20 protein-coding genes are annotated in these 19,515 nt (G+C 69.3%); 14 read left to right on the top strand and 6 right to left on the bottom strand.

Features of this window, described 5'->3' with window-relative positions; all coding sequences use genetic code 11:
• Window position 1 precedes the first annotated feature (1 nt).
• From ACFVWL_RS02425 to aceA, 3 genes are all read right to left on the bottom strand, one after another.
• Window positions 2–433 carry a hypothetical protein gene (locus ACFVWL_RS02425; RefSeq protein ID WP_387178057.1) on the bottom strand — a complete coding sequence of 144 codons (432 nt, stop codon included), beginning with the start codon at window positions 431–433 and terminating at the stop codon, window positions 2–4.
• A 123-nt stretch (window positions 434–556) separates the two neighbouring features.
• On the bottom strand, window positions 557–2,227 hold the full coding sequence (gene aceB / locus ACFVWL_RS02420; RefSeq protein WP_387178055.1) for a malate synthase A: 1,671 nt from the start codon (window positions 2,225–2,227) through the stop codon (window positions 557–559).
• Window positions 2,228–2,298: 71 nt separating this feature from the next.
• Complete coding sequence (aceA, locus tag ACFVWL_RS02415; RefSeq protein ID WP_387178052.1) at window positions 2,299–3,624, bottom strand: isocitrate lyase; 1,326 nt, start codon at window positions 3,622–3,624, stop codon at window positions 2,299–2,301.
• 133 nt (window positions 3,625–3,757) lie between these two features.
• Here aceA and ACFVWL_RS02410 point away from each other — a divergent pair, with 133 nt between their 5' ends.
• The 6 genes from ACFVWL_RS02410 (at window position 3,758) to ACFVWL_RS02385 (ending at window position 10,433) form a co-directional block, all read left to right on the top strand.
• Window positions 3,758–5,209, top strand: coding sequence for a helix-turn-helix domain-containing protein (locus tag ACFVWL_RS02410; protein WP_387178049.1), 1,452 nt, complete (start codon window positions 3,758–3,760; stop codon window positions 5,207–5,209).
• Between the two features lie 113 nt (window positions 5,210–5,322).
• Window positions 5,323–6,426, top strand: coding sequence for an ABC transporter substrate-binding protein (locus ACFVWL_RS02405; RefSeq protein WP_387178046.1), 1,104 nt, complete (start codon window positions 5,323–5,325; stop codon window positions 6,424–6,426).
• On the top strand, window positions 6,426–7,223 hold the full coding sequence (locus ACFVWL_RS02400) for an ABC transporter ATP-binding protein (protein ID WP_387178044.1): 798 nt from the start codon (window positions 6,426–6,428) through the stop codon (window positions 7,221–7,223). Before ACFVWL_RS02405 ends, ACFVWL_RS02400 begins: the two co-directional genes overlap by 1 nt.
• Complete coding sequence (locus tag ACFVWL_RS02395; protein ID WP_387178041.1) at window positions 7,216–8,064, top strand: ABC transporter permease; 849 nt, start codon at window positions 7,216–7,218, stop codon at window positions 8,062–8,064. Before ACFVWL_RS02400 ends, ACFVWL_RS02395 begins: the two co-directional genes overlap by 8 nt.
• A gap of 112 nt (window positions 8,065–8,176) precedes the next feature.
• Window positions 8,177–9,556: an NtaA/DmoA family FMN-dependent monooxygenase gene (locus tag ACFVWL_RS02390; RefSeq protein WP_387178038.1), complete on the top strand. Its 1,380-nt coding sequence runs from the start codon at window positions 8,177–8,179 to the stop codon at window positions 9,554–9,556.
• Window positions 9,549–10,433: a ribokinase gene (locus ACFVWL_RS02385; protein WP_387178035.1), complete on the top strand. Its 885-nt coding sequence runs from the start codon at window positions 9,549–9,551 to the stop codon at window positions 10,431–10,433. The genes ACFVWL_RS02390 and ACFVWL_RS02385 overlap by 8 nt, the downstream gene beginning before the upstream one ends.
• A gap of 1 nt (window position 10,434) precedes the next feature.
• On the opposite strand, the gene ACFVWL_RS02380 is transcribed toward ACFVWL_RS02385, so the two are convergent.
• Window positions 10,435–11,040, bottom strand: a complete 606-nt coding sequence (locus ACFVWL_RS02380) for a PadR family transcriptional regulator (RefSeq protein ID WP_387178033.1) — start codon at window positions 11,038–11,040, stop codon at window positions 10,435–10,437.
• Between the two features lie 103 nt (window positions 11,041–11,143).
• On the opposite strand from ACFVWL_RS02380, the gene ACFVWL_RS02375 reads away from it, so the two are divergent.
• On the top strand, window positions 11,144–11,653 hold the full coding sequence (locus ACFVWL_RS02375) for a flavin reductase family protein (protein ID WP_387178030.1): 510 nt from the start codon (window positions 11,144–11,146) through the stop codon (window positions 11,651–11,653).
• Window positions 11,650–12,057: a riboflavin kinase gene (locus tag ACFVWL_RS02370; protein ID WP_387178027.1), complete on the top strand. Its 408-nt coding sequence runs from the start codon at window positions 11,650–11,652 to the stop codon at window positions 12,055–12,057. The genes ACFVWL_RS02375 and ACFVWL_RS02370 overlap by 4 nt, the downstream gene beginning before the upstream one ends.
• A gap of 84 nt (window positions 12,058–12,141) precedes the next feature.
• Here the strand turns inward: ACFVWL_RS02370 and ACFVWL_RS02365 are convergent, their stop codons facing one another.
• On the bottom strand, window positions 12,142–12,795 hold the full coding sequence (locus tag ACFVWL_RS02365; protein WP_387178025.1) for an amino acid deaminase: 654 nt from the start codon (window positions 12,793–12,795) through the stop codon (window positions 12,142–12,144).
• A 118-nt stretch (window positions 12,796–12,913) separates the two neighbouring features.
• Between ACFVWL_RS02365 and ACFVWL_RS02360 the strand changes: the two genes are divergently transcribed.
• From ACFVWL_RS02360 to ACFVWL_RS02335, 6 genes are read left to right on the top strand one after another with little or no spacing between them, the layout of a single operon-like run.
• A complete protein-coding gene (locus ACFVWL_RS02360; protein ID WP_387178022.1) occupies window positions 12,914–13,552 on the top strand; it encodes an HAD family hydrolase in 639 nt (212 codons plus the stop codon).
• A 60-nt stretch (window positions 13,553–13,612) separates the two neighbouring features.
• Complete coding sequence (gene phnD / locus ACFVWL_RS02355) at window positions 13,613–14,602, top strand: phosphate/phosphite/phosphonate ABC transporter substrate-binding protein (RefSeq protein ID WP_058632141.1); 990 nt, start codon at window positions 13,613–13,615, stop codon at window positions 14,600–14,602.
• A 1-nt stretch (window position 14,603) separates the two neighbouring features.
• A complete protein-coding gene (gene phnC / locus ACFVWL_RS02350; protein WP_387178018.1) occupies window positions 14,604–15,428 on the top strand; it encodes a phosphonate ABC transporter ATP-binding protein in 825 nt (274 codons plus the stop codon).
• Window positions 15,425–16,237 carry a phosphonate ABC transporter, permease protein PhnE gene (gene phnE, locus ACFVWL_RS02345; RefSeq protein ID WP_387178015.1) on the top strand — a complete coding sequence of 271 codons (813 nt, stop codon included), beginning with the start codon at window positions 15,425–15,427 and terminating at the stop codon, window positions 16,235–16,237. The genes phnC and phnE (ACFVWL_RS02345) overlap by 4 nt, the downstream gene beginning before the upstream one ends.
• Complete coding sequence (phnE, locus tag ACFVWL_RS02340; RefSeq protein WP_387178011.1) at window positions 16,234–17,049, top strand: phosphonate ABC transporter, permease protein PhnE; 816 nt, start codon at window positions 16,234–16,236, stop codon at window positions 17,047–17,049. Before phnE (ACFVWL_RS02345) ends, phnE (ACFVWL_RS02340) begins: the two co-directional genes overlap by 4 nt.
• Window positions 17,036–17,902 carry a MurR/RpiR family transcriptional regulator gene (locus ACFVWL_RS02335; protein WP_387178008.1) on the top strand — a complete coding sequence of 289 codons (867 nt, stop codon included), beginning with the start codon at window positions 17,036–17,038 and terminating at the stop codon, window positions 17,900–17,902. The genes phnE (ACFVWL_RS02340) and ACFVWL_RS02335 overlap by 14 nt, the downstream gene beginning before the upstream one ends.
• Before the next feature lie 7 nt (window positions 17,903–17,909).
• On the opposite strand, the gene ACFVWL_RS02330 is transcribed toward ACFVWL_RS02335, so the two are convergent.
• Window positions 17,910–19,418 (bottom strand): PucR family transcriptional regulator, encoded by a 1,509-nt coding sequence (locus tag ACFVWL_RS02330; protein WP_387178005.1) that lies wholly within the window; start codon window positions 19,416–19,418, stop codon window positions 17,910–17,912.
• Window positions 19,419–19,515: the final 97 nt, after the last annotated feature.

Below are 19,515 nucleotides of genomic sequence, written 5' to 3'. Positions count from 1 at the left end.
GTCAGGCGCCGTAGGAGGCAGGCAGCGCGCAGTAGTCGGCGAAGCGTCGCACCGGATGCGCGGGGTCGGTCACATCGACGATCGAACCCGCGACGGTGTGCGGCGGCTCGTCGCCGGCCAGCTGCCACACCGCATAGTTCCACATGCCCCTGGTGCGCTCGCCGAGCAGAGCCGCCGGCCCGGAGACGAGCAGGATGTCGTCGCTCTTCGGGCCTTCGCGGAACGCGGTGACCACGGCGCGGAGCCCGGCTTCGTCGCCTTCCGGCGAGTGCTCTCGGATGACCTGCTGCCCCGACGCCGTCAGCGCGGCCATGGGGTCGTCGGCTGCCTGTCGCGAGCGCTCGGCATCCGCCCCGGCCACCGCGAGCAGCCGACGGCCGCGCGGGTAGAAGTGCAGGAACTCGGAGGCGATGTCCGCCCAGACGTCGGTCATGCCTCCAGGCTACGCCCGCCTGTCGGCACCGGCTCCAGGCACGTGTGACGGTACCGGCTCGGGACACGCGGAAGAGCCCCCGGGCCGCGGCATCAGCCGCAGCCCGGGGGCTCTTCCGCGCGCTCAGTCCTCGTCGATCAGGAACCGGCTGTACGCGCCCAGAGTGAGGAAGGTGGGGAATTCCTCCTGCAGCGCGACCTCACGGAAGATCTCCGCGGCGTCGTCGTAGCGGTCGCCGTGGCTGCGCGTCGCCTGCGCGAGCACCTGCGTGATCAGACCCTCGATGTACTCCGCCGTGATCGGGGTGCCGTCCTGCGTGGTGCGGTCCTGGTGGATCCACTGCCACACCTGCGAGCGGCTGATCTCGGCCGTCGCGGCATCCTCCATCAGGTTGTCGATGGCCACGGCGCCGAGCCCGCGCAGCCAGGCCTCCAAGTACCGGATGGCGACCGACACGTTGTCCCGCACGCCCTGCGCCGTGATCGGACGGCCGATGTGCAGGTCGAGCAGGTCGCGGGCCTCGACGTGCACGTCGTCACGCTGCCGGTCGACCTGGTTGGGGCGGTCGCCCAGCACGGCGTCGAACTCGGCCTGAGCCGTGGGGATCAGATCGGGGTGCGCCACCCAGGTGCCGTCGAAGCCGTCGCCGGCCTCGCGCTTCTTGTCGGCCGTGACCTTCTCGATCGCACGCGCCGTCACCTCGGGGTCGCGGCGGTTCGGGATGAACGCGCTCATGCCGCCGATCGCGAAGGCGCCCCGCTTGTGGCAGGTCTGCACGAGTAGATCGGTGTAGGCCCGCATGAACGGCACCGTCATCGTGACCTCGCTGCGGTCGGGGAGCACGAAGCGCGCCCCGCGGCCGCGGTAGTTCTTGATGATCGAGAAGATGTAGTCCCACCGGCCGGCATTCAGCCCTGCGCAGTGGTCGCGCAGCTCGTAGAGGATCTCATCCATCTCGAACGCGGCCGGCAGGGTCTCGATCAGCACGGTCGCCCGGATCGTGCCGTGCGGGATGCCGATGTACTCCTCGCTGAACGAGAAGACGTCGTCCCACAGCTTCGCCTCTTCGCTGGATTCGAGCTTGGCGATGTAGAAGTACGGTCCGCGACCGCCGTCGATCAGCGCCTGCGCGTTGTGCAGGAAGTAGAGGCCGAAGTCGACCAGGGAGCCGGATGCCGAGGTGCGACGACCGGCGCGATCGATGAAGGCGATGTGCTTCTCGGGCAGGTGCCACCCGCGAGGACGCATCACGATCGTGGGCGTGCGCTCCGCCGTGACGCGGTACTCCTTGCCGGGGCCGGATTCAGAGGCAGGCGAGGTGAACGACAACTCGCCGCGGATCGCGTCCCGGAGCGACAGCTGCCCCTCGATCACGTTCTTCCAGGTCGGGCTCGTGGCATCCTCCTGGTCGGCGAGCCACACCCGCGCGCCGGAGTTGAGGGCGTTGATCGTCATCTTCGGGTCGGTCGGCCCGGTGATCTCGACGCGGCGGTCTTCGAGGCCGGGTCCGGCGCCGGCGACCCGCCAGTCGCGGTCCTCACGGATGTGCGCGGTGTCGTCACGGAAGCGGGGATCGTGCCCGTTGCCGATCTCGAAGCGGCGGCGCATCCGGTCGGCGAGCCGGTCGTGGCGACGGGATGCGAACCGGTGGTGCAGCTCGGTGAGGAAGGCGATCGCCTCGGGGGTGAGGATCTCCTCATAGCGGTCGCGGATGGGGCCGGTGACCTCGATCGCCGGACCCTGCTGGGTCGTCTGGATCGGAGCCGTGGTCGGGGGAGCGGTGGGAGTGGTCATGATCGTGAGTCCTTCGGTTGGTGTCGAACGATGCGACAAGAGGGGCCACGCGCGCGGAGGGGGCGTGCGGATCAGTGGAACTGCGCGGCTTCGGTGGAGCCGGCGAGGGCGAGCGTCGCGCTGTCGGGGTTGAGCGCGGTGGAGATGACGTCGAAGTAGCCGGTGCCCGCCTCGCGCTGGTGCTTGGTGGCGGTGTAGCCGTCGGCTTCTGCGGCGAACTCGGCCTCCTGCAGCTCGACGTAGGCGCTCATGGCGCGATCGGCGTAGCCGCGGGCGAGGTCGAACATCGAGTAGTTCAGGGCGTGGAAGCCGGCGAGCGTGATGAACTGGAACTTGTAGCCCAGGTCAGCCAACTCCTGCTGGAACGTCGCGATCTCGGCGTCGGACAGGTGCTTCTTCCAGTTGAAACTCGGAGAGCAGTTGTAGGCCAGGAGCTTACCCGGGAACTGCGCGTGGATGGCTGCGGCGAAGTTGCGCGCGAGCTCGATGTCGGGCTCTCCGGTCTCGACCCACAGCAGGTCGGCGTAGGGGGCGAAGGCGAGCCCGCGGCTGATCACCGATTCCAGACCAGGGCGGATCCGGTAGAACCCCTCCGTCGTGCGCTCACCGGTGGTGAACTCCTGGTCCCGCTCGTCGACGTCGCTGGTGAGCAGGTCGGCGGCGAGAGCATCCGTGCGGGCGATGATGACGGTCGGCACACCCGCGACGTCGGCCGCGAGGCGGGCCGCGTTCAGGGTGCGGATGTGCTGCTGGGTGGGCACGAGCACCTTGCCGCCGAGGTGGCCGCACTTCTTCTCGCTCGCCAGCTGGTCCTCCCAGTGGATGCCGGCGGCACCCGACTGGATGAGCGACTGCGCGAGCTCGTACGCGTTCAGTGGTCCGCCGAAGCCGGCCTCGGCGTCGGCCACGATCGGGGCGAGCCAGTCCTGCGTGGTCTCACCCTCAGCGTGTTCCAGTTGGTCCTGACGGATGAGCGCGTTGTTGATGCGGCGCACGACCGCCGGCACCGAGTTCGCGGGGTACAGCGACTGGTCGGGGTAGGTCTGACCGGCAAGGTTTCCGTCGGCGGCGACCTGCCATCCGGAGAGGTAGATGGCCTTGAGGCCGGCCCGCACCTGCTGCACGGCCTGACCTCCGGTGTAGGCGCCGAGAGCCCGGACGTAGTCCTCGGTGTGCAGGAGGTTCCACAGGTTGTCGGCCCCACGGTGGGCGAGTGTGGCCTCTTCGCGAACGGAGCCGCGGATGCGGATGACGTCTTCGGCCGAGTAGGTGCGCTCGACGCCGTCCCAGCGGGGATCGGTGTCCCAGATCTCCTGGAGCTCGGCGGCCGTCTGAACCTGGTCGCCGGCTCGCAGACCGGCGGGGCGGGGCGTCGGGGTGTGGGCGGTGTTCGTCATGGTGTCTCCTCGGTGGATCCGGCGGCTGTGCCGGTGTGGCGTGGTTCCACTGTGAGTGAAGTTCGAGGCCCAGAACGACCGATCCGAAGGAGAAGATCGGCTGAAATTCTGTTTCTGTGACAGAATCGGCCGCATGAGCACCATCGACGCTGCAGAAGAGACCGACGCCCTCACGATCGGTCGGCGCATCCGCCAGCTCCGCACGGCGAAGGGGATGACCCTCGACGACCTCGCCTCCGCCGTCGATCGGGCGCCCAGTCAGATGTCGATGATCGAGACCGGCAAGCGCGAACCCAAGCTCACCCAGCTGCAGGCGATCGCCCGGGCGCTCGGGGTCACGATCGATGCGCTGCTGGAGGGCGAGCCGCTCGACGAGCGCAGTGCGGTCGAGATCGCGCTGGAGCGGGCGATGAAGGGGCAGACGTTCCAGGCGCTGGGCATCGAGCCGTTCCGCATCGCGAAGAGCCTGCCGACGGATGCGCTGAAGGCCCTGCTCGCGCTGCACGGCGAGATCGATCGGCTCAAGGACGAGCGCGCCGCGACGCCCGAGGAGGCCCGGCGGGCGAACGTCGAGCTGCGACACCTGATGCGGCGGCAGGACAACCACTTCGCCGACCTCGAGGCGAAGGCCGCCGAGATCCTCGCCGCGGTCGGGCATCCCGGTGGGCCGCTGACTCAGCGCACCGCATCCGAGATCGCCGCCTACTTGGGCTTCACCCTGCACTACGCGCCCGACCTGCCGCAGACCACCCGCAGCGTCGCCGATCTCGCGAACGGTCGACTGTACCTGTCGAGCAGCGTGCCCGCGAAGGGTGATGCCCGCACCGCCGTGCTGCAGGCGCTGTCGAGCCGCATCCTCGGGCACTCCGAGCCGCGCAGCTATGCCGAGTTCCTGCGGCAGCGAGTCGAGACCAACTACCTCACGGGCGCCCTCCTCATCCCGGAGGCGCATGTCGTCCCGGCGCTGACGGATGCCAAGCAGCGACGGGCGATCTCGATCGAAGACCTGCGCGATGCGTACTCGGTGTCGTATGAGACGGCCGCGCACCGCTTCACGAACCTCGCGACGCGGCACCTCGACATTCCGGTGCACTTCCTGAAGGTGCACGAGTCGGGCACGATCACGAAGGCGTATGAGAACGACGACGTGAACTTCCCGACCGACCGCCTCGGGGCCATCGAGGGGCAGATGTGCTGCCGTCGGTGGACCTCGCGCGTGGTGTTCGACGAGGACGACCGCTTCAACCCGTACTACCAGTACACCGACACCGGCAACGGCACGTACTGGTGCACCGCCCGGGTCGAGTCGTCGAGCGAGGGGCTGCACTCGGTGAGCGTCGGGGTGCGCTTCGACGACACGAAGTGGTTCGTGGGACGCGACACCTCGCACCGCGGCGTCTCGAAGCACTCGGTCGAGGTGTGCTGTCGTCGGGCTCCGGCTGACTTGGAGGACCGCTGGCGCGAGAACTCCTGGCCCAACGTGAAGACCCCGCGCACGCTGCTGGCGACCCTGCCGACCGGAGCCTTCCCGGGCGTCGACACGACCGACGTGTACGAGTTCCTGGAGGCGCACGCCCCTCGCTGAGTGCGGGTCCCGCTCCCGCCGTTCGTCAAAAGTTAGTTTGATCTTGCTTAGTCAATCTTGACTATGTTACTTTCATCGAGCCATCAATGACGAACGGCCGAGAAGGGACCCTCATGGCTACTTCCTCTGCGGAAACCCGATTCCGCATCACTGCCACCCTGACGTGCGTTCTCGCCGCCACGCTGACGCTCGGAGCATGCTCCGCGCAGACGCCAGGCGGCGATACCGCCCCCACGAGTGCGAGCGACACCGACGCCTGCAAGCGGAATCAGGATGCCGGCACCATCACCTACATCTCCGGCTACGGCTATTCCGCCAGCGCCGGACAGCTCGACGTGTTCCTCGCCGAGGAGCTGGGCTACTTCGACGATCTCTGCCTCGATGTGGAGATCAACGCCTCAGGCGCCAACGGGCAGCAGCTCGTGGCATCCGGTCAGGCGCAGTTCACCGCGCTCGGCTCCGCATCCGATGTAATGCTGGCCGCGGCGAACAGCAAGAACCTCACGGCGGTCGCCACCTACGGCACCACCCCGCCGTTCTCGATCTTCGGCAACGAGAAGCTGGAGAGCCTGAAGGACCTGGAGGGCGGATCGCTCGGGTACTTCATCAACCTGACCCCGATCGCCTCGGCCATGCTCGACGAGGCCGGCGTCGACGTCTCGAAGGTCGAGATGGTGAAGATGACCAACTACGACCCCACGGTCGTCGTCCGTGAGCAGGTCGACGCGATCGTCGGCTACGCCTCGAACCAGCCGCAGTCGCTCAAGGCGCAGGGTCTGCCGTTCAGCGAGTTCCTTCCCGCCGACCTCGGCGTCGAGGGCACGTACAACGTGATGGAGGTCAACTCCCGCTTCCTCGACGAGCACCGCGAGGTCGCCGCCGACTTCATGCGGGCGAGCCTCAAGGCGCTGCAGTACTGCCTCGACGAATCGGATGCCTGCATCGACAAGCTCGCGAAGCTGGCGGAAGACAACAACCAGGGCGCCGCGTTCCCGCGCGACCAGCTCGCCCGCACGTGGGAGGTCGAGTCCGCGTGGGTGCGTGAGAGCGCCGGCGGCAACCCCGGCGTGCAGAACGAGTCCATGTGGGAGCCTGAGTACGCCCTCGTGAAGAAGTACGGCGACGTCAAGAACCTGCCCGCGATCGCCGACATGATGGACGCCGACCTGGTCGCCGACCTCTACGACGGCGACACCCTCACATGGCCGGCGAAGTGATGTCGGTCGCACAGGGCGCAGGCGTCGAGGTCAGGAACGTCTCGAAGTCCTTCGGCGTCGACGGCGCGAAGGTCACGGTGCTCGACGATGTGAGTCTCACGATCGGCATGGGTGAATTCGTGTCGGTGATCGGCCCCAGCGGCTGCGGCAAGTCCACGCTGCTCAAGGTGGTCGCCGGTCTCCTCGATGCCGACTCGGGCACCGTCACGATCGACGGCGAGAGCGTCACCGCGGCCTCGCGCGACAAGAAGATCGGCCTCGTGCCGCAGTCGCCCGCGCTGCTGCCGTGGAAGACGGTGCGCGAGAACGTCGAGCTGCCGGTGCGGATCAACGCCAAGGCGAATTCAGGTCGCACATTGCGCGACCCCGCGGAGCTGCTGGCGACCTTCGGGCTCGGTCAGGCGATGAAGAAGTACCCCGGCCAGCTCTCGGGCGGCATGCAGCAGCGTGCCGCGATCGCCAGGGCGTTCGTGTTCGACCCGGCCATCATGCTGATGGACGAGCCGTTCTCGGCGCTCGACGAGATGAACCGCGACCTGCAGCGGATCGCCCTGCTGGAGTTCTGGCAGTCCAATCGCAAGGCCGTCATGTTCGTCACGCACTCGGTGCCGGAGGCGATCATGCTCTCCGATCGCATCGTGGTGATGGCAGCCCACCCGGGGCGCATCGCTCAGGTGATCGATGTGAACCTGCCGCGGCCGCGCGACGAGCAGTCCTATGCCACGGAGGAGTTCCGCGAGATGGAAGCAGTCGTGCGCGATGCGCTGCGCGCGCAGACGGAGAAGGCCCATGTCTGAGCTGACGATGAGAGACACGACCGCGACCCTCGCGACCGCCCGTTTGAAGGCCCAGCCGCATCGGGGCATCCCCGCCTGGCTGCGCTGGGGATCGTGGGGACCCACCCTGATCACGTTCGTGATCGCCGCGCTGCTCTGGCAGATCGTGGCCTGGACCAACCCGTACGTGCTCCCGACGCTGGAGGCGATCGGCGGCAGCCTCGTCGACGACGCCGGCATGTACTGGTCGAACTTCCTCGTCACGCTGCTCGAAGTGGTGGTCGGCGCCTCCGCCGGCATCCTCGCCGGCTTCCTGCTGGCCGTGGTCATGGCCGAGTTCCAGATCATCGAGCGGGCCGTGATGCCGCTCGTGATCATCGTGATGGTGACCCCGATCGTGGCGATCGCCCCGGCGCTGGTCGTGGCCTTCGGATTCGGCATGGTGCCGAAGTTCATCGTGACGGGGCTCGTGGTCTTCTTCCCGATGCTCGTCAACTCGCTGGCGGGTCTGCGCGACGTCGACCAGAAGGCCATGGACGTCTTCAAGACGCTGCATGCCTCGCGGTGGGAGATCTTCCGCGAGCTGCGCTTCCCCGGAAGCATGCCCTACGTGTTCGCCGGTCTCCGCATCGCCCTGCCGCTCGCCGTGGTCGGCGCCGCGGTCGCCGAGTTCGTCGCGGCGGGACAGCAGGCCGGCCTCGGTTCGCTCGTCACCACCTCGGCCGCACAGGCGAACCTGCCCGTCACCTGGGCCAGCATCGCCCTGCTGTGCCTGCTCGGTGTGCTGCTGATCATCGTCCTCGCCCTGGTGCGCAAGCGCGTGCTCTGGTGGAGCGACGGCGAGGTCACGGCCAAGGGCTGACGCGCACCCGCCTCCCGGGACGGGCACCCCCCCAACCCGTCCCGGGATTCCTCCGGCGTGCCCGGAATCACTCCAGATCCACCAGAACCACCCACAAGGAAGGCACCCGCACATGACCGATCAGAACACCGTCAAGCCGCTGCGTCTCGGCCTCTTCGAGAACGCGCAGGCGAACGACTCCGGCACCGCGACCTGGCGGCACCCCGACAACGGGCGCTACCTGTTCGACAAGCTCGATTACTGGCGCGACACCGCGCGCATGGTCGAGGACGCCGGGTTCGACTTCCTGTTCCTCGCGGATGCCTGGGGCTGGGCCGACGTCGCCGGCGAGCGGCCCGACATCTGCTCCGTCGAAGGCCTCGACCTGCCGCGTCTCGACCCGGCGATCATCCTCGCCGCGCTCATCCCCGAGACGACGCGCCTGGGGCTCGTGGCCACCGGCTCGACCCTGCTCGAACCGCCCTACTCCTTCGCCCGCCGCATGGCGACCCTCGACATCCTCTCCGGCGGTCGCATCGGCTGGAACGTGGTCACCACCGGCACCGCCGACACCGCGGTGCAGGGCTTCGGTGTGCCGATGGTCGGTCACGACGAGCGCTACCTCATGGCCGACGACTTCATGCAGGTCGTCTACAAGCTCTGGGAGCAGGCGTGGGAAGAGGGCGCCCTGGAGCGTGACAAGTCCGGCCGGTTCGCCGACCCCTCCAAGGTGCACCGCATCGCCCACGACGGGCCCTACTTCCGCTCGCACGGCTATGGCAACACCTCGCGCTCGCCGCAGGGAACCCCGGTGCTGTTCCAGGCCGGAGCGTCGCCCGCGGGGCGTGAATTCGGTGGCAAGCACGGCGAGGCGATCTTCGTGGGCAGCGGTTCGGTCGAGCAGCTGCGTGCGCACTCCTCGGCGATCCGCGAGGAGGCCGTGAAGAACGGCCGCGCGGCAGACGAGGTGAAGATCATGTCGGCGTTCGCCGCGATCGTCGGGAGCACGGAAGAAGAGGCGCAGCGCAAGTACGCCGAAGTCGCCGACGCGCAGAACCCCGATGTCACGGTCGCCTCCTACGCCTGGTTCACGGGGCTCGACCTGTCCGCGTACGCGCCGAACACGCCGATGTCCGAGCTCAGCACCGAGCTCTCGCAGACGCAGGTGGCCCGCTTCGCCGACAAGACCGTCGGCGACGTGCTCGGCGACTGGCACGCGCACGGTGTCGGTGCCCGCCCGATCGTCGGCACGCCCGAGCAGGTGGCGGACCGGATGATCGAGCTCGCCGACGGCGCCGACCTCGACGGATTCCTGTTCGCCCCCGTCATCCCGCCGGCATCGACGGTCGACTTCATCGAGCATGTGCTGCCGATCCTCAAGGAGCGCGGCGCGATCGTCGAGCCTTCGTCGGAGCCGCAGTCGCTGCGTGAGCGTCTGATCGGCACGCCGACGCCGGCGCTCGCCGATTCGCACACCGGATCGCAGTACCGACGGACGATGTCGCGTGTCTGACATCCTCGACGGTGTCGCCGTCGTGGGGAGCGCGAACCTCGATCTCGTGGTCGAGGTCTCGCGCCCCCCGCTCGTCGGCGAGACCCTGCTCGGCCGGGCCGGTGGCCGCTTCTCCGGAGGCAAGGGGCTGAATCAGGCCGTGGCATCCGCCCGCAGCGGGGCGCCCACACGGTTCTGTGCGGTCGTCGGACAGGATGAGGCGGCCGACGTGCTGCAGCAGACGTTGGCGGATGCCGGAGTGGTGGCGGCCGTGCGCCGCAGTGCCGCTGCGCCGACCGGCGTCGCCCACGTGCTGGCGTTCGACGACGGCGACAACAGCATCATCGTCGCGGCCGGCGCGAACGCGGAGCTCGACACGGACGACGCGGTCGCCGGGGTCGCCGGAGCCGCGGTCGTCCTCGCGCAGCTCGAAGTTCCCGTCGGGAGCATCGCGGCCGCACTGCAGGCGGGGCGGACGGCCGGTGCCCTGACGATCCTCAACGCCGCGCCCGCTCATGCCTCGACGGTCGGGATGCTCGCGGATGTCGATGTGCTGGTCGTGAACGAGACCGAGTGTACCGAGCTCGGTGGCGTCGACCGTCTGCACGCGGCCGGCGCGCAGACCATCGTGCTCACGCAAGGAGCCGGGGGAGTGACCCTGCACCGCACGGACGAGCAGACCTTGCACATCGATGCGTTCCGCATCGATCCGGTGGATTCGACAGGTGCCGGCGATGCCTTCTGCGGTGTGCTGGCCGCAGCGCTCTCCCACGGGGAGAGCATCGAGGATGCTCTGGTCCGAGCCTGCGCCGCCGGAGCCGTCGTGGCTCAGCATCGCGGGGCGACGACGTCGGCCCTCTCGCCCGCGTCGATCACAGCACTCGTCTCGTCGCGCTGAGTCAGCTCGAGGGTGCGGCGTCGGTCGGCGCGGCACCCTCGACCGTCTCGCCGGCGAAGGTGTACTCGCCGCCGCGCAGACGCTCCAGCAGATCGAGCAGCCACTGCTTCTCGGCCGTGAGGCGGGCGGTGGAGAGGTCGAAGATCTCCCGTACGTACTTCGGCGTCGTCTCGGAGCGCAGCGTGTCCTGCACGTCGAAGCCGTTCTGCGTGATGATCGCGTCGCTCTTGATGAGGCGGTGCTCGAGGCCGGCGATCACCTCCTGACGGCTCAGCACGAACATGAACGAGGCCACGGTCATGATGGCCTGGGTGTCGAAGGCGGCGACGTTCCAGAGGTTCTCGCGCAGCATCCTCTGCAGTTCCACCTCGCCGGCCGGAGTGATGCGGTACGTCGTGCGGGCGGGGCGCTTGCCCTCGGCCTCGGTGCCGCTCTCGGCGATGTACCCGTCGACCTCGAGGGCACGCAAGGCGTTGTAGATCGATCCGGGCTGGATGTGCGCCCATTCGTCGACGTGCCAGGTCATGAGCTCGCGGCGGAGGAAGTACCCGTGCACGGGCTGGAACTGCTTCACGGCGCCGAGGACAACGAGGCGGGTGGTCGACATGAACCTCATGCTAACGGCTGGCCTCACAGATTCCTGTTGTTTGCATGATCAAAATTGCCTATTATCGAAACTAGTCAAAGTTGACTAACGAAAGGAAGCCGAAATGACGACTGCCGTGACCGACGCCCTGCCGCGCGACCTCGCCCTCCGCCGGGCCTTCTCGGTGTATCCGACCGGTGTCGTGGCTCTCGCTGCCCACATCGACGAGCGAGCCGTCGGGATGGCGGTCAACTCCTTCACCTCGATCTCGCTCGAACCCGCACTCGTCGCGATCAGCGCAGCCCGCACGTCGAAGACCTGGCCGGTGCTGCGCACGGTGCCCGAGCTCGGCATGAGTGTGCTCGCCGCGCACCATGAGCCGCTCAGCCGCTCGCTCTCGGCGCGTGAGGGCGACCGGTTCGGCGGGCACGAGTGGCAGCGCACCGATGGGGGAGCCGTGCTGATCGCGGATGCGGCGCTCTGGCTCACCTGCCGCCTGCACAGCACGTTCGACGGCGGGGATCACGAGATCGCCCTGTACGAGATCGCCGACGTCACGCTGTTCGACGATGTCGAGCCCCTGGTCTTCCACCAGAGCCGTTACCGCTCCATCGCCGCGCCCGAGAACGCGTGAGCGCTCCGCCGCTCGGGACGATCGCCGGGATGGTCGTCCCGGGTGACGGTCGGGGGCGTGGGCTCGGCTTCCCGACGGCGAACCTGGAACTGGGCGAGGGAGGCCTCCCTGAGGACGGGATCTACGCGGCCTGGGCGCGGATCGACGACGATCCGCCGCTCTGGGCGGCGAGCGTGAGCGTCGGTGCGAACCCGACGTTCGACGGCGACCGTGCGCGACGTGTCGAGGTGCACCTGCACGATGCGGATCTCGACCTGTATGGTCGCCGGCTGGCCGTGACCCTCGTCGCGCGCCTGCGACCGACTCTGCGCTTCGACGGTGTCGACGCGTTGATCGCCCAGGCCGCGGACGACGTCATCCGTTGCCGGTCTCTCTTGGGCGATCACGCTCGGATCCGCCGCTGACTCGCTGCTCCGGTCGCAGTTGCTGCCGCTCAGAAGCCGCGCGGGCGGCACGAAGCGCGACCGGGGGCGTCGAAACCGGGGAGGCTAGACCGCGTTCCAGCGCAGGCGCGGATCCGCGCGGAACTCCGTGAGGGGGATGGTCGCATCGGCGACCGGGAACATCGTGACCAGCAGAGGGGCGGCGCCCGCGGTCGGCGCGACGGCGTAGGCGAGAGCGGTCGGGCCCTGCGCGGCGCCGAGGGCCAGCCTGGCCTCGCGGGCGTCGATCACCTGGGTCGCGCCGGCAGCGGGGGTGGCGAGGAGTGCGGATGCGGCGGCGGTCGCTCGCGCGAGCAGCGTCGGCCCCTCGCTCCAGGGGCGGAACGCGTCCGGAGGCAGGTGGCATGCCTGAGCCAGCGCGCCCTCGGTCCAGCGTTCGCGTTTGAGTCCGTACGGGGTGGGCTCCAGCGACAGCATGTAGCCGTAGCAGTGCAGCACTCCCGCATTGCCGATCGGCCAGTCGGCGGCGATATCCGCGTGTGCGTGCAGTTCCTCGAACAGCGCGCGGGGGATGGTCGCCGCACCCGTGTTCTCGTCGATCACCGACGACCGTCCCCACACGGCGAAGCGGCCGGCCGTGCGGTCGTCGTGGATCGCAGATGCCAGCCAGGGGAGGGCGTCGAGGGCGGAGCGTGCGCCGGCGTCGGATCCGTCGGCGGCGAGGTGCGCCGCATGCGTGAGCTGTTCGAGTTCGGACACGGCGCTCACCATACGCGAGTGGAGTGGACGGATTGTTCACACGGCGTTCACGCGTTCGGGACTTTCTGTCCACAATCGTTCCTCATCATGGACGGAGCGTCCCCACAGAAAGAACTCCGTGAACTCCATCCTCCTCTTCGATTTCGACGGCACGATCGCCCTCGGCGACGGTCCGGTCCTCGCCTACGCACATCAGGTCGCTGCCGGCCTCGGTGACGACGGCACCTTCCTCGACGACGTCCGCACGGTCCTCGCCGCAGCCGACGGGGATGCGCTCGACGGCTACGACGCGGTGCGTCGGGTCGCCGAAGCCAGGGGAGCGGATGCCCGTCTCCTGAGCAGCGCCTATCTCGCAAGTCGTGCGCAGCTCGGCACTGCCGATGCCCCGATCACCGCACCGGACGGGCTCGCCGAGTTCCTCTCCTCGGTCGACGCCGAGCGGATCCTCGTCACGAACGCGCCGGCCATCCGCATCGTCGACGCCCTGGAGACGCTCGGTCTTCGCGGACTGTTCGACCGGATCGTCACCGGCGCCGGCAAGCCCCGGGGGCTCGAGGCCGTGCTCGCCGAGCTCCCCGCGGACGCCCGAGTGCTGAGCGTCGGCGACATCTGGCACAACGACCTCGCCCCCGCGCACGCCCGCGGCCATGCGACCGCGCTGATCGGCGGATTCTCCGACCCAGACGCCACCCCGACCTTCCGCGCCGCCGAGTTCTCGACGCTGGTTCCCCAGCTCGAGGCCTGGCTGCGCGGCTGAGACCTCTCCCTCCCCGCTCGTACCCCTCCCTCACACACTCACCCCCATCGAAGGATGAACATGCGTACCTCTCTCCTCCGCTCCTCCGCAGCGGGCGTCGTCGCGGTCGGCGCCCTGCTGACCGTGGTGCTCGCCGGTTGCTCCAGCAGCACCGCCGCGCCCGAGGATTCCGCAGCCCCCGCTGCCGACCCCGACTCGATCGTGCTCGCCCTCGTGCCCTCGCAGGACCAGGACGGACTCGTCGACACCGCCGCGCCCCTCACCGACTACCTCACCGAGGAGCTCGGCATCGAGGTCACCGGCGTCGTGTCGAAGGACTACCAGGCCGCCGTCGAGGCGATGGGCGCAGGCCAGGCGCAGATCGGCTTCCTGCCGTCGCTGCAGCTGTGGCAGGCGAACGACATGTACGACGCGAAGGTCGTGCTCCAGACCGAGCGCAACGGCAACATCACCTACCCCGCGCAGTTCATGACGAACAACCCCGACAAGTACTGCGACGACGAGCCGGTCGAGCGCGACGGGATGCTGTTCTGCAACGGCGCCGACGCCATGAAGGGCCCGGCCGGCCTCGACAGCATCGACAAGGTGAAGGGCGCGAAGGTCGCCGTGCTCGGCCCCGGTTCGCCCGCCGGCTACATCTACCCGATCGTCGCGCTGCAGGAGGCCGGTCTCGACACCGACACCGACATCCAGCAGATCCCGGTCACCGCGAACGACGCCTCGGTGCTCGCGGTCTACAACGGCGACGCCGAGGTGGGATTCAGCTTCTGGGACGCCCGCACGATCGTCGCGAAGGACACCCCCGACGTCGGCCAGAAGGTCGTCGTGTTCGCCATGACCGAGGAGATCCCGAACGACGGCGTCGCCCTCTCGTCCGACCTGTCACCCGAGCTGCAGGATCGCATCACGAAGGCGCTCGAGGACTTCTCGAACACCCCAGAGGGCTCCGAGATCCTCACCAGCATCTACTCGATCACCAAGCTCGCGCCGGCCGACCCCGACTCGCTCGACGTCGTGGCCCGTGCCGCACAGGCTCTGGGGCTCCAGTAAATTGTCCGATCAGATCCAGCACGTGGACGCCGCAGCTCCTGCTGCGGCGTCCACGCCGTGGTCCATCCGCCTCGATGAGGTCACGGTCCGCTACCCCAACGGCACGATCGGCCTGAACCGGGTGTCGCTCGACATCGAGGCCGGCGAGATGGTCGCCGTCGTCGGGCTCTCCGGCTCGGGCAAGTCCACCCTCATCCGCACGATCAACGGCCTCGTGCCGGTGACGAGCGGCGCCCTCGACGTGGGGGAGCACCGGGTGAGCGGCGCCTCGTCGCGCACCCTCCGCCGCCTCCGCGGCGACATCGGCATGGTCTTCCAGGGCTTCAACCTCGCAGGCCGCGCGAGCGTGCTGCATAACGTGCTCGTCGGGCGCCTCGCCCACACGCCGCTCTGGCGCACGCTCCTGGGCGTCTATCCCGAAGCGGACAAGCAGCTCGCGTACCATGCTCTCGATCGCGTGGGCATCCTGCCGAAGCTGCACTCCCGCGCCTCCGAGCTCTCGGGCGGCCAGCAGCAGCGGGTCGCGATCGCCCGTGCCCTCGCCCAGGAGCCGCGCATCGTCCTCGCCGACGAGCCGGTCGCGAGCCTCGATCCGCCCACCGCGCACGGGGTGATGAACGACCTGCGCCGCATCAACCGGGATCTCGGAATCACGGTGCTCGTCAATCTGCATCTGCTCGACCTCGCCCGTGAGTACGGGGCGCGGATGATCGGCATGCGCGCCGGGGAGATCGTCTACGACGGGCCCGCCACCAGTGCGACGGACGCCGATTTCGAGAGCATCTACGGCCGCTCGCTCACGCCCGACGACCGGCTGGACGCATGAGCGGCACGCCGAACCCGTCGGTCCTCGACATCCCCGCCCGCCCGCGAGGAGCGTGGAAGGGGCCCGTGATCCTGGCCGCCGTCGTGGCCGTCACGGTCGTGATGTGCCTGCCGGTGATCGGCATCGGCGTCGACTTCTCGGCCATCGCTCGCAATTGGCAGAACGGCGCCGACAAGATCGTGAAGCTGCTCCTGCCCGATTGGAGCTTCTTCCCCCGCACCGTCGCACCTCTCGTCGAGACGCTGCAGATGGCGGTGATCGCGACGGCGATCGGTGCACTCGTCTCGCTGCCGCTCAGCTTCTGGGCCGCGCGCGCCACCAACCCGAACACCACGGCGCGCGTCATCGTGCGCGGCATCCTCAACGTCATCCGCAGCGTGCCCGACCTGCTGTACGCGGCGATCCTGGTCGCGATGGTCGGGGTCGGTGCGCTCCCCGGAATCCTGGCGCTGCTGCTGTTCAATGTCGGAATCATCGTCAAACTCGTCTCCGAGGCCATCGACACCAACGACCGCGGCCCCCTCGAGGCCGGACGCGCGGTGGGGGCGACGCAGACCAAGATCAACCGCACGCTCGCCCTGCCCGACGCCTGGCCCGCCTTCGCCAACCAGACCCTGTACGTGTTCGAGCTGAACGTGCGCGCCTCGACCGTGCTCGGCCTTGTCGGCGCCGGTGGCATGGGCCTGCTGATCGACGCGGTACGCACGTTCTACCGGTACGACCAGCTCTCACTCATCATCCTGGAGATCCTCATCGTCGTCATCGTGATCGACCTCGTCTCGGACGCCATCCGACGGAGGCTCGTATGAGCGCGGCGCTCACCGTCATCCCCGCCAAGCCCCGCCGGCCCTGGCTGATCGCCGGATGGGCCCTCGTCACCGGCGTCGTGGTCCTGGCGTTCTGGTCGATCGACATCGACTGGTCCCGTCTCGCCGATCTGCCGTCCGAGATCATCCGGTACACGTTCCTGATGTTCGCCGATCCCAACTGGGAGAAGCTGCCGGAGGCGCTGTGGCAGACGTGGCGGAGCATCGAGATGGCCTGGGTCGGCACGATCCTCGGCATCGTGCTCGCGACCCCGCTGAGCCTGGTCGCCGCGCGCGGATTCGGGCCCGCGTGGCTGCGGGCGCTCCTGCGCGGACTCTTCTCGCTGATCAGGGCGGTCCCTGAGATCATCATCGCGATCGTGATCCTCTCGGTCACCGGCCTCACTCCGTTCACCGGTGCGCTCGCCCTCGCCATCAACGGCATCGGCACGCTCGGCAAATGGGGGTACGAGGCGGTCGAGGCCGTGCCCCGCGGTCCGATCGAAGCGGCGCGCGCGGCCGGCGGCGGCACCCTCCAGGTGCTGCGTTGGGGTGTCTGGCCGCAGGCCGAACCGGCGTTCTGGTCGTTCTGGCTGTACCGCTTCGAGATCAACGTGCGCTCCTCCGCGGTGCTGGGGCTCATCGGCGTCGGCGGAATCGGCGACATGCTCACCTCGTACACCCAGTACCGTGAGTGGTCGACGGTGGGTGTCCTGCTCATCGTGGTGGTCGTGGTGACGATGCTGATCGATGCGGCGTCCGGTGCGATCCGTCGCCGCATCATGGAGGGAGCCCGAGCCCGTGTTCTCGCCTAGCGCCCCGCCCACCGCACGCATCGCGGCCGTGCTCAACACCCTGCAGCCGGCCGAGCGCCGCGTCGCCGAGCTGATCGTCGAATCGGCCGACGAGGTCGTGGAGTGGACGGCGCAGGAGCTCGCCGACCGGGCCGGCGTCGGCCGCGCCACCGTGGTCCGCACCTGCCAGGGCATCGGCTATCGCGGTTATCCGCAGCTGCGGGTCGCGCTCGCCGCCGAACTCGGCAGCACGCCCGGAGAGGCGGCCGTCGACCACGGTCCCGGCGTGCTCGGACGCATGCGGGGGGAGATCGATCGTCTGGCGGGCTCCCTGCCGGCGCTCGCCAGCCTGCTCGACCCGGATGCGGTCGCCGAGGCCGTGCGCCTCTCGGCATCCGCCCGTCGTCTGCTCGTGCTCGCCAACGGGCTGTCGTCGCCGATCGCCAACGACCTCGCCATGCGGCTGACCGCCGCCGGGCGTTCGGCGGAATTCATCGCCGACGCCATCGCCCAGCAGATCGCGGCTCGCCACCTCACGGCCGAAGACGTCTGCCTCGTGGTGAGCGGTTCCGGTGCGAACGAGGCGAGTCTGCGCGTCGCGACCGCGGCCGCGCGGGGCGGTGCGACCGTGATCGCCCTGACGTCGTTCGCCTCGTCGGCCTTGACCGAGGCGGCGTCGCTGTCGCTCGTGATCGCGCCGACCGGGGTGAGCTTCCGCGACGAGCTCGAGCACACCTCCCGCGTGGCCTACCTCGTGTTCGCCGAGGTGTTCGCCGCCGCGGTCGCGACCGAGCGCGGCGTGGATGCGGTGCAGGCGCGCGCCCACGCTCTCGAGGTGGTCTCGGCCAACCTCGGCGAGGGCACCGCCGACTGACCCGGCATCAATCCCTGGCGGTCTGCAGGATCGTCCAGAGCTCGGCGCGAGCCGGGAAGGTCGACAGGTCGATGTCGAGCAGGGCGCCCGCGTGGGCGATGCGGGAGCGCAGGGTGTGCCGATGCACTCCGAGCGCGATCGCGGCGGATTCCGCCTTCGCGTCGTGCTCCAGCCAGGTGCGCAGCGAGCGTTCGAGATCGGCTCCGGTGCGGGCATCGTGCTCGCGCACCGGTGCGAGGCGCGACTCGGCGACCAGACGGGCCTCGTCCGTGGCGAGAGCGGTGAGGATGCTCGACCCCACGGTGTCGGCGTACCGGGCGACTCCGTGCGTGCCCTGCTGACGCAGCGCCGTGAGCGCCTGTGCGTGTGCACGGGCGAACGAGTCGTAGGCCTCGGAATCGGAGACGCCGATGCGGACGCCGAAGCGTGCGGCGACCTCGTCGAGCAGGGCCTCGTCGCCGGCGGACACGCACATCGTCACGCCCTCCTCGGACTCGGCGAGGAAGACCGAGGTGCCGTGCTCGGCGCGGTGCCGCTCCCACCAGTCGGCGAGCGGGCCGGCCGGCGCGTCGGCGGCGACGGCCACGAGCACGGGCGCGGCAGGCAGGCTGCCCAGCACCCTCCTGGCGAGGGAGGGGTCGTCGGTGAGGAGTGATCCGAGAAGCTGGGCGTGCAGGCGCCGGCGGCTGCGGGCGAGCTGCTCGCTCTGCTCCATAGCGAGCCCGGCCATGGCGATGACCGAGGTCACGACCGATCGGGCTTCGGGATCGAGCGCGTCGAGGGCCAGGGCGATCACCCCACGCAGATGTCCGCCGCGGCCGACCGTGAACAGCATGAACGAGTGGTCCTCGATGCTGAGGGACTGTCCGGCCTCGAGCCCGCGGGTCAGGATCTCCACCACGCGGTCCCCGACCTCGTCCAGCACATGCGCGTCGACGGCGTCGCGCGGGTGGGACAGGGTGAGCGCTCCCGCCGCGTCGAACATCCCGGCCCAGACGTCGAGTCGGCGCCCGAGCTCGGCGATCGTCGCATCGAGGCCGTGCGGGCGGAGGGCCGCGAGGGCGAGGGCGCGCTGGGTGTCGAGCGCCCAGGATCGTCGGGCATAGGCCTGGGCCGCGATGGCCTCGGAGTGCGCTCGGGCGACGGCGATGAACGGCGTGCGGTAGGGCACGGCGAACAGCGGCATCCCGTGCGTGGCGCACGCGTCGACGAGCTCCTCGGGGATGCCCGAGCGGTGCACCTCGGTGCCGAATCCCAGGCCGATCACCCCGCGGTCCGCGAGCCGGCCGACATACGTGTCGATGCTCACGGCGTCGTCGAACTGGGTCCCGGTGGTGAGCAGGGCCAGGTCTTCGGAGAGGAAGGGGGTGGGGTCGGCGAGATCGGAGCTGTGCACCCAGCGCAGCGGGCGGTCGAGCGCGCCCTCGGGGATGTCGGCTTCGTCGGGGACCAGTGAGAGGCCGAGGTCGCGACGCTGCAGCAGCGCGCGCAGGGTCGGTGGGGTGGTGGCGGCCACGACAACCTCCGGCTCTTGTACGCGCGGGCGAATTCTCACTTCAGATTGTACAGACCGGTGAGTGCAGCCGTCGCTCCCGCCGCCGTACGCTCGCGAA

This window comes from Microbacterium sp. NPDC058269 (genome assembly GCF_042881445.1).
GTDB lineage: Bacteria > Actinomycetota > Actinomycetes > Actinomycetales > Microbacteriaceae > Microbacterium.
The sequence above is the reverse complement of the archived record's forward strand: the minus strand, read 5'-3'. Positions and strand labels throughout refer to the sequence as shown.

Bases quoted from the DNA above. Each gene is read 5' to 3' on its own strand.
- aceB (WP_387178055.1), bottom strand. From the start codon at position 2,227: ATGACCACTCCCACCGCTCCCCCGACCACGGCTCCGATCCAGACGACC.
- ACFVWL_RS02410 (WP_387178049.1), top strand. From the start codon at position 3,758: ATGAGCACCATCGACGCTGCAGAAGAGACCGACGCCCTCACGATCGGT.
- aceA (WP_387178052.1), bottom strand. From the start codon at position 3,624: ATGACGAACACCGCCCACACCCCGACGCCCCGCCCCGCCGGTCTGCGA.
- phnE (WP_387178011.1), top strand. From the start codon at position 16,234: ATGAGCGCGGCGCTCACCGTCATCCCCGCCAAGCCCCGCCGGCCCTGG.
- phnE (WP_387178015.1), top strand. From the start codon at position 15,425: ATGAGCGGCACGCCGAACCCGTCGGTCCTCGACATCCCCGCCCGCCCG.
- ACFVWL_RS02395 (WP_387178041.1), top strand. From the start codon at position 7,216: ATGTCTGAGCTGACGATGAGAGACACGACCGCGACCCTCGCGACCGCC.
- phnD (WP_058632141.1), top strand. From the start codon at position 13,613: ATGCGTACCTCTCTCCTCCGCTCCTCCGCAGCGGGCGTCGTCGCGGTC.
- ACFVWL_RS02375 (WP_387178030.1), top strand. From the start codon at position 11,144: ATGACGACTGCCGTGACCGACGCCCTGCCGCGCGACCTCGCCCTCCGC.
- ACFVWL_RS02400 (WP_387178044.1), top strand. From the start codon at position 6,426: ATGTCGGTCGCACAGGGCGCAGGCGTCGAGGTCAGGAACGTCTCGAAG.
- ACFVWL_RS02425 (WP_387178057.1), bottom strand. From the start codon at position 433: ATGACCGACGTCTGGGCGGACATCGCCTCCGAGTTCCTGCACTTCTAC.
- ACFVWL_RS02380 (WP_387178033.1), bottom strand. From the start codon at position 11,040: ATGTCGACCACCCGCCTCGTTGTCCTCGGCGCCGTGAAGCAGTTCCAG.
- ACFVWL_RS02390 (WP_387178038.1), top strand. From the start codon at position 8,177: ATGACCGATCAGAACACCGTCAAGCCGCTGCGTCTCGGCCTCTTCGAG.
- ACFVWL_RS02405 (WP_387178046.1), top strand. From the start codon at position 5,323: ATGGCTACTTCCTCTGCGGAAACCCGATTCCGCATCACTGCCACCCTG.